Below are 14943 nucleotides of genomic sequence, written 5' to 3'. Positions count from 1 at the left end.
GATTTTTTATAATAGGCACTAATCATAATTATCATTAAAACCCGCGTTCAATTTATTGTTTTACCCGATTACGGAAACTTCGGGAATTTGCTAAAATCCGGTTTACGCTTTTCCATAAAGGCATTTTTGCCTTCCTTGGCCTCTTCCGACAGATAATACAATAGTGTAGCGTCGCCCGCCAATTGCTGAATACCCGCCTGTCCATCAAGTTCAGCATTGAATGATGCTTTGAGCATTCGAATAGCAATTGGACTCTTCTCAAGAATTTTACGGCACCAGCTAATCGTAACTTCTTCCAGTTGATCCAATGGGACAACTTTATTAACCAGACCCATATCTAATGCCTCTTTTGCATCATACTGATCGCAGAGGAACCAGATTTCACGGGCTTTTTTCTGACCCACAATCCGCGCCAGATACGACGAACCAAATCCGCCATCGAACGAACCCACTTTCGGACCAGTCTGACCAAAACGAGCATTTTCGGCCGCAATCGTCAAATCACACACAACGTGTAACACGTGTCCACCGCCAATCGCATAACCAGCGACCATGGCAATAACAGGTTTTGGAATACGTCGGATCTGCATTTGTAAATCCAGCACATTCAGACGCGGCACCTGATCTTCACCTACATAGCCGCCATGGCCACGAATCGATTGATCACCACCGGAACAGAAGGCCTCTCCACCTTCACCTGTCAGAATAATTACACCGATCCGTTCATCCTGCCGGGCCAGCTCCATCGCTTCCGACATTTCCTTGACAGTTAAGGGTGTAAATGCATTCCGTTTATGTGGTCGGCTAATACTAATTTTAGCAATTCCGTCATAATAGCCGAACAGAATTTCCTTGTATTCCTTAATCGTTTCCCAGGGGTAATTGCTTTGCATAGTTAGTAATAAGTGATAAGCGATGAGTGATAAACGATAAGTTTACTGACGCTGGCATTTACGTAGTGCGTCAGCAAGCTCATCGTTTATCATTTATCACTCATCGCTTCATAATTGGTTTCATGATATTCAACATCCCACGTATGGTCGGCCATCATGCGGACAGTCGCTAAACAGCGCTCAAATGGGAATTTGCGCCCCCATTCGTGGGGACCGACCATTGATAATAAATCGGTGCCGTTCTTTCGCTGGTAAAAATAGTAGGTGTGCCCAACCACTGGCTCAAAACTCATGTGAGCGGAGTAAATACGCTCCGACACCTCGACACGATGACGGATAGCCGTAGCCTGTTCGGCCAGCAACTGCATTTGTTTATACAACTGGCTCAGTTGCATATCGGTTTGCTCACGCATGGCGGCCACCGCCCGGCCTGTGATTTTACCTTTGTCTTCGGGGCGAATGACTGCCCCGCCGGCCGTGTGTGCATAGGCGAGCAGACCTGGCGATTCGGCCACTTTATCCGGCGAAATCGGATTAATGAATACTTTCGCTTCTTCCATAGTTGTTAATTTGGGATACCGCCCGGCGAACATCCGGTTCGCTGTCGTTGAATGACAAAAAATAACGCATCTTTACACCGTATGAATTGGTGTGATGCCACAAAAATACGCGAAAACCTTATGGAAACTACCACGCGCCCATCAGATGGCTCAACAATGTCGCGTCAGGACTTCTTTCGCCTTGTTGGAATCAGCATCGGTACCATTTTGTTGACAGATGCCAGTACAGCCTGTGCAGGGCATACTACCGAGGAATTATCACCGGATAAAATTCCCACAATTGACTTTACTCTCCAACTAGACGCAAAAGCCAACGAAAATTTAACGGTGAAAGGCGGTTATATTGTGACGAATAACATTATTGTCGCCCAAACGAAAGATGGCCAATTTATAGCCGTAGCGGCCAAGTGTACGCAGGACAACACATTGTTAGTTTTTAAATCGGCTTCCGGCGAATTTTACTGCCCACTTGATCTGTCTCGATTCGACACGACTGGCAAAATCGTTTCAGGTCCAGCCACTACTCCACTTACCAAATACGTTGTTGAGGCAAATTTGCCAGCGGGTACAGTGAGGGTACATAATTGATTACTGTATGATTATCGATCCCGTTGATCCTGATAGTTGGCCCGACCCAAAAACGCCGTACGAAGCGGAAGCATTAACCTTTTGCATTGACTGGTTAAGTGGTCAGACTGTATTTATGCTTCATACATCGGGGTCGACGGGGACGCCGAAGCCCATTCGATTGACACGCTCGCAGATGCAGGCCAGTGCGCAATTAACTGGTCAGACACTTGGGCTTCAGACTGGCGATGCGGCTCTAGTTTGTCTCAACATACGCTACGTGGCAGGTATCATGATGCTGGTGCGTGGATTAGAACTCGGTTTGCCGATGACGATCATCGAACCGACAAGTAATCCATTAGCTCAGTTCGAAGTCGACAAAACTCGATTTGCCTTCACTGCATTCGTGCCTTTGCAACTTCAGACGATTTTAGAAACATCCCCCGATAAACTGCCAATCCTGAATCGTATGCGGGCAATTCTTGTTGGTGGAGCGGCTACGAGTCCAGTGTTGGAGCAAGCTTTACAGATAATTACAGCCCCTGTTTATGCCACCTACGGCATGACCGAAACGGTTTCTCACATTGCGCTTCGGCAACTAAATGGACAGACTAAAACAGATTCCTATACGGCGCTCAATGGCGTTCAACTGGGCACCGACGAACGAGGTTGTCTGCATATCATTTCAGCAGCTACCAATTTTGAACCTGTCCAAACGAATGATGTAGTTGATTTGCAGGACGATCGGCATTTTCGATTACTTGGCCGGGCTGACAACATCATCAATACAGGCGGAGTGAAGCTACAGCCAGAACCGATCGAATCACTGATTAGTAAAGAGTTGAGTAACTACGGATTCTCGTATCGTATTCTGGTTGTTGGGCTGGCTGACGAGCAATTTGGCCAGCGCGTTACGGCCTTTGTTGAGGCATCGGATTCTGTTGATAATAGACGTTTTTCAACTGCATGGCAAGCCGTTCAGAAAGCAGTCCGGGAACGGATCGGACCGTACGCTGCCCCCAAAGATGTTTTTATTGTTCCTACCTTTGTCGAAACGGCTACAGGTAAAATCGACCGTCGGGCAACAGCAGCCGCTTATAGTTCAGCCATATAGCTGATTTCTTACAACAGTATGTTTAAAACGCTTCACATTCGCTACCAGACGGCCCGTTCCCTACCGGCACCATACGCTTATTTTTACACACTTACAGCCCACCCGATCGGTACGAATGCATTACAAGTCGAACTCGCTATTACCTATCCTGATCGGGAGGATATCGACGACGATGAATTAATTGCGGAAGGATACACACGGGATGATGATTTCACCTGGTCGGGCAAATTGCCTAAAGCCTGGCTGGAAAGTTTCGCCAATTTACTGTCAAAAACCAGACTACAATTAATTGACGAAGAGAGCCTTGGTGAAGATGATGATTTTTGGGAAATGAGCATTGAGTCGGATGACAAAGGAAGCAAAACAGGGACACCTGCCAACGCTGATCTTTGGCAATATCTGGTGCAGGAGCTTATGCAGGCAGCTTACGAAGCAACCCATCGGGAGCGACCATTCGAGCTGATTTACCTGGACTCAAACAATAGTCAGGGAGATATAGAACTACATTTGACCGCTTCATTCGCGGAAAGGAATGTAATCGTTCGGCAAATACAAAACCAGCGAGAGAAAAACCGAACACTGCCCTGGTCGACACTTCAGCAGGTAATGAGTCAGGTATACAAGCACGATTTTTCGGCTGATGATGCGCAGTTAAAACGACCCAAACGGGATGGGCAGTGGCTGAATCTGGGCAGCGAAGAATGGTATGATATTCGTAAGATACCGGCCTTAATCAGGCTTTTAAACAAGTTATAACAATGCGCAATTCGGTGTGCTTGTTCCTGATCTGTATATCGACTGCTCTTATGGCACAATCGACACCTAAACCAAGAGGACGCGATCTTGGCATTCCTTTCAATGGCAAACCTGGAAAATTTAACGCGATTACCGATGTACCGGGTGTATTGGTTGGCTATACAACGAGAATAGAAGGGGCAGGTGCGTGGAAAGTTGGCGTTGGGCCTATTCGAACAGGAGTCACGGTCGTGATGCCGACGGGGAAAACGGCGAAAAGTTATCCGGCTGGCTACTTCATTTTCAACGGAGATGGCGAACTGACGGGTATTCCAGCTATCCACGATTATGGAGTAGGTTTCGGACCGATTGGCATTACCAATACGAATAGCGTCGGAGTCGTTCGCGATGCCATCGGTGCTTGGTGCTACCAGAAATTTGCGTCAAAAAATCCACTCGATTTCGCGTTTGGGTTACCTGTCGTTGGTGAAACCTGGGATGGTGTTCTGAACGATATTAACGGCTTGCACATTCAGAAAGAGCATGTCGTAAAAGCGCTGGACGGGGCTGCTTCCGGGGCAATTCAGGAAGGAAATGTAGGCGGTGGTACAGGTATGGTTTGCTACGCCTTTAAAGGCGGTACAGGAACTGCTTCCCGTATCATTTCCATTGGAAATCAGACCTATACAGTTGGCGTTTTAGTCCAGGCAAATTTTGGGAGACGACCTGATTTGTTGATTGGTGGATTACCCGTGGGTCAGGAAATTACGGATATAATGCCTATCATGAACGAAAAAGATGGGTCGATTATCGCCATTGTAGGTACAGACGCACCGCTGGTTTCAGCCCAACTAAATCTAGTAGCCAGGCGAGTTACGCTGGGCATTGCTCGCACAGGAACGTATGGTACGAACAGTTCGGGCGATATTTTCATGGCATTTTCAACACAAGCCCCAGAATCCGATCAGGCGACGAAAATAACTCGCTATCAAGCAATTGACAAATCCAGCCTTGACCCACTATTTAAAGCTACTGTTGAAGCGACAGAGGAAGCGATCATCAATGCGCTGGTAGCGGCCGAAACGATGGAAGGGATCAATAACAATAAAGTGTACGCCCTCCCCCACGACCGACTCCAGACAATACTCAAAAAATACAATCGACTTCAGAAATAGTCAGGTTAAACTTCCTTTTCCCAAATTTCAGCAGAGACCATCCCTCCTACCTGCTGACTTTGTTGTTTTAATACAAATCCGGCTTGCTTCATACACTGCTGCCAGTCAGCTAATTCCTTCGCTTCGATTGAAGAAACAAATCTGAAAAAGCGAATCATCACCCAAAGGACCGCCTTTTGACGCCAGCTGTTCGTCTGTACAAAGTCTGTGATAATCCATAAACCGTTTTCTTTTAATGCGTTCCGAAGCGGTGGTATAAACGCTGTTGTTAGGGTTTCTTCTTCATATAAATCGAGAACGAAGGGGGTTAGTATGACATCAAAATGTTCGTCAGGCATTAAAGTACCCCAATCACCCCTTCGAAAATCTACTGAACCTGTGATTCTCTGGTTCAGTAGTCGTTTACTGGCCTGAGCAATCATTTGAGATGATGTTTCGAGATAAACAACTCGCTTTGGCCGACAGCGACTTAAGACCTGTTCAAGTAGCCAACCCGTTCCGCCCCCAACAATAAGGATAGACACATTAGCCGAAATTCGATCCAGCCAGACAAGTTGCGCTCGTTGCAATTTTTGACCAAAAACAACCCAAGCCAGTGCGTCGTAAAACGGAGCGATTCCGTCGAAATTCTCACCTGAGTATGTTTTCCTGCGCATTTAATGGTTCATCTCCTTTCACAATTGATGATTTACCCAAAGCCCGGTTATAAAAATAGGCTTTCCCCTGCGTTCATAATGACAAAAATGATTGCTTTCTACTTCTTTGTTTCTTCGCCAAACAATAGAAAATCATTGTACATAGCGCACTCACGAATCATTTCCTGATGGAACATAGTACGTGTGTGATTATTGACATACTCATTGAAGAACTGACTATACTTCGACTTTCGTAACGCTTGCATCTTCTTTACGAAAGTTGAATCTTCATCGTACACATACCCATTGCGTGTCTGCTCGATTGATTTTTGCAGATTGAAAGCATTCTCTTCACAACGAGCCGCCATGTAGGCCGATCGGTCGGCGATTGATTGGGTTTTAGCCGCTTTTGCAGACTTTTCAAAGTAAGAACGAGCGTAGGTTGTTGTGTAATAGTCCGTATTCGCCAGGGCCTCGAATCGCTTTTGCTTTTCGGTTGGATCAGTGGGCAGATCATACAGAATTGGCTCAGCACCACTCCAATACGCCCTTTGTATGAGCCACGCATTGCCGTACCAGCTTAAATTCCAGGCACCGCAGCCTAACTGATAATATAACTCAGCCGCTTTATCGCCCGAAGCCGTTTTAGCCTGCTGCTCCAGTTCGGCCATTCGTTTTGCAAACGTGAGTGGGGTATACGGATTCTCTTCTGGCTCAGCCGGAAAGTTTACGGCTCCCGCCATATGCTTTGTTTTTTTTGTCGCATCCGGATTGTCCTCCACCTGCTGAGCCGATGCCGACAACTGAGGCATTTTTACTGCAAATGGATTTTTTCCGAAAAACATGGAAAAATTTTCGTTCTCCCAAGTTTTAGGATCGACCTTGGCAAAGGCGTCGGCGGCTTCCGCATAGCGATGTTCCGACATTAATCGACGGCCAAAGAGCAGATTCAGGTAATCATTGGTTAAGCCGGAAAGTTTCAGCAATCGTTTGTCGAAATCTGTTGGATTGGTTTGCGTCGCGTAGGCAATTGTTTGCTGGACTACCACCGGCGCGAGCGTATCCTGAATCGTATTGGGATCGGCGACACTTGCAAAATATCCGTTTTCTCCGCCTTGCGTTGTAAGCATCGTCAGTAAATACGCTTTGGCTAAATTCGGTCCCTCAACTTCGGGTGTTTTCGACCGGCTACACCCGGACAACCACCCACCTTTCGATGCCGTTTTTTCCTGATACAGATCAGCAAACTGTTTACAGGTAGCGACGAAGGCATTATTCAGTCGAAAGTTTCCGGTGGTATCAAACTCTTCCAGATACCCAATCAGCTTATTTTCAACCTCTGGCGTAATCTTGTCTGTTTGTGCAGCTAATAACAACATCCGCTGTACGGCAATCTGTTTTTTTAGATTCGGATTCTTGGTAGGTAACTGAGATGCCTGATCCAGATGTTTTTGAGCCGTCTCGTAGTCTTTGCCAATGTAATCGAGGTATGCACCCGCCGTATACCAGAATGCGCCATCACCAAGCTCCTTATTCTCAGCCGATTGAATAGCGAACTCCCGCAGTTTATCAAAATAAGTCAGGGCTTCAGCTTTCCGCCCAACAAACCCCGATGAATCCATTGTCGACATTGTTCCATCATTATAATAATTCTCGGAAGGAGTAAAAAAATAGTATTCATTCCGGTTGATTTCGCGCGCCATCACCAGTTCGACAAGTGGGTTTTTAGGCGATAAATGCACCAACGCTTTCAATAAATCCAGCCCATCTTGACCTGGTTGAATCGCGCAAAGCGCATACACAGCCGCACGTTCCTTGTCGGTCTTTGCGTATTGTAGGGATTCATCATGAAACTTGATACCATACTTGCGTAAGCTGTTTTCGGCCGCAATTCGTCGCGATGGACAACGATCAAATACCTGCGCAAATTCATAAATAGCCAGTGCCGTATCGCCCAACGATAGTGAAGCGCCTGCCCGTCGGCACAACGCCCAATCGCTGATGAACGACTTACTGGACAGTGGATTTACCAACTGGTCATAAAGCTTTTGGGCCTGTTTATAATCGCCCAGTTCACTGGCTAACTTGACCGTTTGAAACGCATATCGCTCTTTCAAAAAAGCATCGCTGGTGGTTTGATAAGCATTTTTTGCGTCATTAATTAATTGTGGAAGCCTTGTGCTATCAATCGGTGCAGCATCCGCCGACCACGGATTAGACTGACCATCATCGACGGTCCAGGCAAATTTCAGATAATCAATAGCGGCTGTTTTCGTAGGCTTCAATGCCGATGTTAATTTGCCGACAGCATCAGGTTTTTCTCCATAAACTGCCTGGCTGACAACAGTTTCCGATATATCCCCACCCGTATATTTTGCCCATGCACGAACATTTTCATCGACTACAATTGTATCTTCTTCATCCATAACATCCCACTCCGAATCGGCATAAAACTGCGGGGAGAACATATATGGACGATCGCTCTGGGGCGTATTTGCCGATTCGGGCAGGAAAAAGCTCATAAACTCATTCGGATCGAACGAGGGTCCACAGGCAAAACCAAGCAATATGGCTACAGAAAAGGCTATTTTACGGAAGCGGACGGAGAAGGGTTTGGATGGTTTCACGGGAATAGGACGATAGAACTATTGAATCGAGGTGGTATAAAGCAAATGTAATCGACGGGTTACTAATCTGATTGAGTACCTTCTTTTTTTCGGTCAGCAAGACCGAAGCCGATACAGCCTCAGCCCGAAACAAATCACCCCGACGAATGGAAAAACCAAAGGCTGACGTATCCCGACTGGCGATAAATCGGGAACTATCTGATTGAGCCGACAGGAAATTTGTTTTAGCTAATGCAGACCGATCTACATTATTGAGGAAAGTAAGGAAACGATTGTTTCGATACACGACCGTCCAGCGAAAGAGTGGCATCACCAGATCGAGTGGCAATGGATACGTAGATAAATACGATAGATAGCTATCAGCGATTTTGGCATCGTAGATTGAGTTGCGCGTATCAGCTCGTTTCCAATCCGCTACATTGTAAAGCATCAGCATACCACGACTAACTGGCGGAATTCCCGTCTGATCCGTGTATTTAATCTGATGCAATCGAATTGTTGCCGAAAGAGGGCAGTTTAATTGAGCCTTTAATAGTGTTAGCAGTTGAAAATAGCGATCGCGCGTCTGTAAACTCCAGTCGCAGTCAAACTGCACTTCCTGAAATTTAATAGACTGTTTTTTAGCCAGTTGCTGAATAGCCTCCGTAATATGTCTGGCTAAATCAGGTAAGGCCGATGGCGTTAAATTCAGGAGCGTACGGTTGGTGATAAAAACTACGGGGATAATATTTCCCAGCGGTTTCTGTCGGAATCGAACCAGAGCTTTGGGAATGGGTTGACGGGTTTTAGGGTCCCAGTCCACGTCAAAAAAGTGTAAATAAAGTTTGTTAACGTTGGCGCTTTCAAGCTGTACTTTCTCTGATGGGGAGGGATCATACGTAGCTTTCCAGTGGTAAAAAGCAGGCAAAATCTGTTTGGGCTTTTCGTTGGATTGGCAGGACAAAATAGCTACCAGTAAGCCTGCCATCAGTGCTATACCCTTAACTCTGTCTGTCAATTGTGTCATTTACTGTAAATATAGATGACCAACCGTTGCCTGGATGAAACTGCTCAGAATCTATAGTTCAGAGATGGATTTTCGAGATTGTTGATCCAGTGCTGCACCTGTGTAAGTGTCCCCACAAAGGCACCTGGTTGACCACTCACTTCTCCTTTATTCTGGTCAATGTCCAACGTGACAGTGCAGGATAATAAACCTGGATATAATCTGAGTTCCATCATGACTGTCGATGCATTGAGCCAATCGATATCGGAGGCAGACCACAAGCTATTTAGCGTAAATAAGGTTGCATCATCACTTATACGGGTCAAATAGGGCGAATCAATCCAGTGACTCATTCGTATTTCATTACTAGCCAAACTTACCTTAAATCGATTATCAGGCGAAAAGTACTCTTCCATTTTTACCGCTTTTAGTTGACCAAAAATAGGATGGTCCTTACCAACGGTATAGAAGCAGTTAACAGCTGGCGACTATGCATGAACAATAGGCAGTCGAGAGTTTATAGTTGGCGGTTGGCAAAAAAAGAATCCTGAACGGCCAGCCATTCAGGATTCTTGAACACGACGATCAGAAGTTATCGACCAAAGTTCACGCCATAGGCAAAATTGAACGAAAACAGGCCACTCCCCTGTCCGAAACTCGTAATGAAACTCGTGCCCACATCTATATAATCCCGGTTTGGCAGTCGAATGGCGTATCCTGCCCCTGGTTCAAATCGGAATGAGGTGGCAGCCAGTTGACTTACCCCGATATCGACACCCAAATTCAATCCAACGTGCAAACCATCAACGATATAGAAACGGGGACCAAACGTTATTGGAATCGAAATACCCGAAGCGGTATCGAAATAGTATCGATAATACTCTTTATATCGCCCTTTGACCAGAAAAAATTCCGCACCTGTTTTCGCCGTGATCGTAAATTTAGATCCTAATAGATGCTGGTATCGAAAATCCAGTCCCGTCTGGAAACCGGTTCCATTATATCGGCCAACGCCTACGCCAGCCTGTGTTCCGATGAATAAAATCTGATTGCGTCCCTGCGCGTGAGTCATTGTTTGTACGCCGGAAACTATCAACAGCGTAAACAGGCTAAGAAGTGCGTAGCGTTTCATAGGAGTTTATTTTGATGCGTTGAATTTTAAAGCTAATGTCTCGCCAGATTGTACGTCGGTTTCCGACAAATTGAAGATGATGTTGTTACCATCGGCATCCGCAACGAGTTCGCCATCGACGTAAAGTCCATACGCTTCGCTGCTTTTCTGGACCTCCACATTGTCGATCTCGATCGAGGAATCTTTCTGTCCCGTTACTTTCAGCGTCAGCGTAAGGGTAACATTATCGTCGGAAGTGGAAGTCAATCGAACCGTACCCGAAATGGTTTGGCCGCCCTGGGTGTAGGGCATTCGGGGGAGATCAATTTCATCGGAACCTGCCGCGTAATAAAATGACGTAAGCTTGTACGACCCCTCAACTGCCTGAGCTGGCTTCCGTGGGTTGATATCGTTTTCACCTTTTTTGCAGGCACTAAAGGCCACAGATACGAGCAGGAAAAGAAGTAGCTTTTTCATGATATTGTCTGTTTTTCGAGTGATTTCCGTCAATCACTGAGGCAAAACTACCGGCTCAAATCAGGCCCGACAATACCACATTTGTATGATTTTTCAGGATCAATTTTGAATGAGTGAATGATAGAATGTGTGAATTATTTGCGTCAATCTATTCTACTATTCTATCATTCACTCATTCAAAATTCATTTCCTCCCCAGATACTTATTAACAGCCTCCACCTTAGAGTGTACCTGGAGTTTTTCGTAGATGTTGAAGATGTGCTTGCGAACTGTAGTCGGGCTAACAAATAGTTCGTTAGCCACTTCTTTATGGCTGTGCCCTTTGGCAAGTCGGTCGAGGATTTCACGTTCGCGGGGGGTTAATACGTCGAGTTCGCTGGTGGCCGTGGGACTGACGTGAAAGGAAACGGCAATTTTACGCGCAATGGTGCTGCTCATTGGCGCACCTCCTTCGTATAGCTCATTTATGGCTTCAAGGAGTTTATGCGGTGGACTACGTTTTAGGATGTAGGAATTAGCCCCTGCTTTCAGGGCTTCGAAAACGGTTTCGTCCTCGTCGTACATCGTACACATCATAAACTGCGTACTGGGGCAAAGCCCTTTCAGATGACGAACGCAATCAATCCCATTCATACCTGGTAAGTCGATATCCATCAGCACGATATCGACACAGTGGCCCGGCAGATAGTCGAGTGCAGCTTCGGCGGTTTCGAACGTAGCCTGACAGCTGAACCCATCGGCTCCGTCGACCAGAATGGCTAACGATTGACGGATAGGCTCTTTGTCTTCGACAATGGCGACGGTGATCGGGGTTTTCATCCGGCAATATTGACCGTTTTTTCTATGGAATGCTATACTACGTTTGTAGTATTTTCTTAACTGCGATTGGCGGATATGGATACGTAATTTTCACACAAGTACCTGCCGATGACGAAGAAATTTCACAATTACCCCCCGATTCGGCAATGCGTTGCTGCATATTACCGAGTCCGTTTCGTAGCGATGTTTTCTCATTTGGTGTAAATCCGCGCCCATTATCCCGTACTTCAATCACCAGCTGATCGGTTTCGGGGCGAATTGTGAGTGCAATCTGGGTTGCCTGCGCGTGTTTGACGGCATTATTCAATGCTTCTTTTACCGTCAAAAATACGTTTCGGCGATCAGCCCCCCGAACAGCAATTTCCTGAGCCGATTCTTCTACATCGGTTTTCAGAATAAGCGATGTATTGTCGATAAATTCACTGGCATAAGCTCGTGTATAGGCGATCAATCCGTTCAGGCTGTCGTTTTTGGTATTCAGCGACCAGATGATTTCGTTCATGGCCGTGACCATATCCGCTGAAATACTCGAAATTTTCTCGACTTCGGGGGTTGTGTTTGGCCCCATACGCGTTTTCACAACTTCACTGAGCAGACCGATGGCCGTCAACGACGCACCTAAATCATCGTGCATTTCTTTTGATATGCGTAATCGCTCCTTCTGCTGCCCCTGCAATTCTGATTGCACAACTGCCAACTCACGTTCTCGCTTAGCGATTAATAACGCATTATCAGCCGTACGCTGACGTTGGCGCGTGTATAGATAACCAAATGCCAATGCCCCTGCCACACTCAACGTAATCAAGCCCGCAATCAGTAGCCACAAATTCTTGCGTTGATGTTCCTGTTCCAGCCGGTCAATCTGGCGCTGTTTTTCAGCTAGTTTCTGGCGAGCTTCGGCTTGCTTGATCTGGAGTTCATAATCTTCCAGCAATTCTTTTGTTTGCTGATTATTGAGCGAATCATCGACGCCGATGTATTTATCGAGCCACTCGGCTGTGGCTTTATAATTATGAAGTCCTTCATTAGCAATCGCATATTCGCGATAAATATTCCGAAACTCCGTTAAGCCAACTTTATTTTTTTCTGCAATGGCGTGCGATTCATCCAGTAATTTTTTAGCCGCTTCATATTGCTTCATCTGGCTTCGGGTCTGCGCTATTGTCATCAAAATATGCAGTTCATGGCGAGCATTCCCCAATTGCCGACTGAATCGGAGTGCTTCATTCCGATAATACAAAGCCGAATCATAGCGTTGATCCAGGCTGTGTTCAAACCCTATATTGTTGTACAGATTGATCATAAAATCCAGGTCATTTTTCGGATCAATCCATCGTTTGGCTTTCTGGTAATAGTCCATCGTCTCGGTACGTTTACCCTGATCGCTGAAGACGACACCCATGTTAAAATAATCGGAAGCGATGGATCGTCGGTCGGCTTTATCTTGTGTCCAGGTTGTATCGATTGCTAAAGCTCTTCGGTAATACTCAAGCGCTTGCGGATACATTTTCTGTTTGCTGTATATGTATCCCAAATTCTGATTAACAGCCGCCACATTTCGTAGACTTCCTATTAATTGCATGTACCGGGCGGCCTGCTTGTAATTTGGAATAGCCTCCTGATATCGGCCCATGAACAGCGCGGTGTTGGCCAGTGCAAAATAACTCAGTCCCAGGTGGCGCTTCGAGGTGTCTTGTTTGGCCTTTTGAACAGCATTTTGCGCAATTGTCCGGGCTTCTTCATGACGTCCCATATTGTTCAGTTGATACGCAAGCAGTCGGATACTTTCAAAATAGCCTTTAGTAAACTCTATTTTTTTTGAGAAGGCGTAGGCTTTCCGATAATAGTTCAGGGCATTTTCCGCCTGCTGTGTTTCAATGGCTTCTCCTTTTTTCAGCAGGCTCAACACGTAGCTGGTATCCGTCGGATTTGGTTGTGACTGTCCAAAGCAGGTAACACCGTTTAGTCCTATGATTAGCCAGAATCCCCAAAGCAATTTAGACGGCATAGTATAATTCGTTGGCTTAACGCACTATCGATTAACAATTGAAAATCAAAAATTCTTTGCTTAAGTAAGCTAAAATCTACATGTTCACATCATCATTAAAGCCCCTCAACTTATGAAACAACCTTTTCTGCTTGTCTCGATTCTGTTGATTTTCATTCCGACTGTAGTTGTATTCGGTCAGCGTCAGGAGATTTCTATTTCGCCCGTTGGCCTTTTAAATCTAAGATATCAATTGGTTCATTATGAACACTATCTGGACACGAAACAAAGCCTGACGTTTTCATTGGGCTATAACGGACATGACAATACCGGGCGTAATCTGGGCATCTTATACCCTCCTCGTACGGATCGGTTCACCAATTCACGGTTGGCAATCGGTTATCGCTATTATATACCCGGTTTAGGTATTGGCAACGATCTGAAATTATTTGTATCTGCACGCGCTGTTGTCGATTACTCCAACTTGCAGCTTTCTACTGATTCCCGATATACAATTTCTCCCGACTCATTAAAAGCTGGTAGTTTTTCACTGGCTCCCGAATTGCTATTCGGTGGAAAAGTGACCTTTCTAAACCGCATTACTTTATCAGGAGCGGTTGGCGGCCAGTATTTGTTCAAACTTTTCTCTACTCAACAAATCACTCAGAATCAGCCCTATTGGGACGCCATTTACTGGACAAATGATGGTCAGGATTGGCAACGTAAACGGAGTGCTACGACCCATTTTCGCCAGGAATGGTATCCGTCTGTACAGATTACACTTGGTGTTATTTTAGGAAAACGGTCGAGATTAGTTGACTAATAGTTTGACCTTTTGTTATAAATCAGAAATTGCGTGTTTTTGTCCTTCCGACGTTAGAAGGAATCTCAAGCCTCTTAATAGCTAAACATGAAATTTCTCCTAACATTGGAATGATAAAGACGCTGTTCATGTAGCGAGAAAGGTAACCCAAGTCTGTTATTTTCGATCCGAGTGACCAAGATCTTTTTCTGGATTGACGATATCCCGAACGAGCTGTTTTAATTCCTTAATGTCGGGGAAACGCCCAGCCACTTTACGGTCGAAAATTACCTCTTCATTTATACGAACCGAAAATCGACCGCTGAATTCTGAGGGGTGTAATAAAACACCATATACATCATCAGTAAATGTAGTCAGTAATTCCTGTGCCATCCAGGCCGATCGCATCAGCCACCCGCATTTCGGGCAATATTCTATTGTAACTGTTGGCTTCAT

General features: G+C 45.7%; 16 protein-coding genes. 5 read left to right on the top strand and 11 right to left on the bottom strand.

All coding sequences use genetic code 11. From position 1 onward, the window contains the following. Window positions 1-68 precede the first annotated feature (68 nt). Window positions 69-893 (bottom strand): 1,4-dihydroxy-2-naphthoyl-CoA synthase, encoded by an 825-nt coding sequence (gene menB / locus ACYVE4_RS26005; protein ID WP_461043210.1) that lies wholly within the window; start codon window positions 891-893, stop codon window positions 69-71. Between the two features lie 89 nt (window positions 894-982). After that, window positions 983-1453, bottom strand: coding sequence for a DUF2452 domain-containing protein (locus ACYVE4_RS26000; RefSeq protein ID WP_461043209.1), 471 nt, complete (start codon window positions 1451-1453; stop codon window positions 983-985). Window positions 1454-1573: 120 nt separating this feature from the next. Between ACYVE4_RS26000 and ACYVE4_RS25995 the strand changes: the two genes are divergently transcribed. Genes ACYVE4_RS25995 through ACYVE4_RS25980 form a run of 4 tightly spaced genes read left to right on the top strand, consistent with a single transcriptional unit; the run spans window position 1574 to window position 5044 of the window. Further along, window positions 1574-2041: a QcrA and Rieske domain-containing protein gene (locus ACYVE4_RS25995; protein ID WP_461043208.1), complete on the top strand. Its 468-nt coding sequence runs from the start codon at window positions 1574-1576 to the stop codon at window positions 2039-2041. 7 nt (window positions 2042-2048) lie between these two features. Then, window positions 2049-3134, top strand: coding sequence for an AMP-binding protein (locus ACYVE4_RS25990; protein ID WP_461043207.1), 1086 nt, complete (start codon window positions 2049-2051; stop codon window positions 3132-3134). A gap of 18 nt (window positions 3135-3152) precedes the next feature. Beyond that, window positions 3153-3890: a hypothetical protein gene (locus ACYVE4_RS25985; protein WP_461043206.1), complete on the top strand. Its 738-nt coding sequence runs from the start codon at window positions 3153-3155 to the stop codon at window positions 3888-3890. A 50-nt stretch (window positions 3891-3940) separates the two neighbouring features. After that, window positions 3941-5044, top strand: a complete 1104-nt coding sequence (locus ACYVE4_RS25980) for a DmpA family aminopeptidase (RefSeq protein WP_461043205.1) — start codon at window positions 3941-3943, stop codon at window positions 5042-5044. Between the two features lie 5 nt (window positions 5045-5049). Here ACYVE4_RS25980 and ACYVE4_RS25975 read toward each other — a convergent pair whose 3' ends face one another. The 8 genes from ACYVE4_RS25975 to ACYVE4_RS25940 all read right to left on the bottom strand — a co-directional run bounded on the left by ACYVE4_RS25975 (window position 5050) and on the right by ACYVE4_RS25940 (window position 13706). After that, entirely contained in the window at window positions 5050-5700 is a 651-nt protein-coding gene (locus ACYVE4_RS25975; RefSeq protein ID WP_461043204.1) for a class I SAM-dependent methyltransferase, read from the bottom strand. A gap of 98 nt (window positions 5701-5798) precedes the next feature. Continuing rightward, window positions 5799-8306 (bottom strand): hypothetical protein, encoded by a 2508-nt coding sequence (locus tag ACYVE4_RS25970; RefSeq protein ID WP_461043203.1) that lies wholly within the window; start codon window positions 8304-8306, stop codon window positions 5799-5801. Further along, a complete protein-coding gene (locus tag ACYVE4_RS25965; protein ID WP_461043201.1) occupies window positions 8269-9312 on the bottom strand; it encodes a hypothetical protein in 1044 nt (347 codons plus the stop codon). The genes ACYVE4_RS25970 and ACYVE4_RS25965 overlap by 38 nt, the downstream gene beginning before the upstream one ends. Before the next feature lie 44 nt (window positions 9313-9356). Further along, complete coding sequence (locus ACYVE4_RS25960) at window positions 9357-9707, bottom strand: hypothetical protein (protein ID WP_461043199.1); 351 nt, start codon at window positions 9705-9707, stop codon at window positions 9357-9359. Window positions 9708-9883: 176 nt separating this feature from the next. Then, window positions 9884-10423, bottom strand: a complete 540-nt coding sequence (locus tag ACYVE4_RS25955) for a hypothetical protein (RefSeq protein WP_461043198.1) — start codon at window positions 10421-10423, stop codon at window positions 9884-9886. A 6-nt stretch (window positions 10424-10429) separates the two neighbouring features. Beyond that, window positions 10430-10879, bottom strand: a complete 450-nt coding sequence (locus ACYVE4_RS25950; protein WP_461043196.1) for a putative periplasmic lipoprotein — start codon at window positions 10877-10879, stop codon at window positions 10430-10432. Between the two features lie 183 nt (window positions 10880-11062). Next, window positions 11063-11698, bottom strand: a complete 636-nt coding sequence (locus ACYVE4_RS25945) for a response regulator (protein WP_461043195.1) — start codon at window positions 11696-11698, stop codon at window positions 11063-11065. 37 nt (window positions 11699-11735) lie between these two features. After that, complete coding sequence (locus ACYVE4_RS25940) at window positions 11736-13706, bottom strand: tetratricopeptide repeat-containing sensor histidine kinase (RefSeq protein ID WP_461043194.1); 1971 nt, start codon at window positions 13704-13706, stop codon at window positions 11736-11738. A gap of 112 nt (window positions 13707-13818) precedes the next feature. Here ACYVE4_RS25940 and ACYVE4_RS25935 point away from each other — a divergent pair, with 112 nt between their 5' ends. Further along, window positions 13819-14508 (top strand): hypothetical protein, encoded by a 690-nt coding sequence (locus ACYVE4_RS25935; RefSeq protein WP_461043193.1) that lies wholly within the window; start codon window positions 13819-13821, stop codon window positions 14506-14508. A gap of 156 nt (window positions 14509-14664) precedes the next feature. Here ACYVE4_RS25935 and ACYVE4_RS25930 read toward each other — a convergent pair whose 3' ends face one another. After that, window positions 14665-14943 carry an Rdx family protein gene (locus tag ACYVE4_RS25930; RefSeq protein ID WP_461043191.1) on the bottom strand — a complete coding sequence of 93 codons (279 nt, stop codon included), beginning with the start codon at window positions 14941-14943 and terminating at the stop codon, window positions 14665-14667.

This window comes from Spirosoma harenae, from assembly GCF_054776975.1.
Note: the sequence above shows the minus strand (reverse complement) of the source record. Positions and strands in the feature narration are given on the sequence as shown.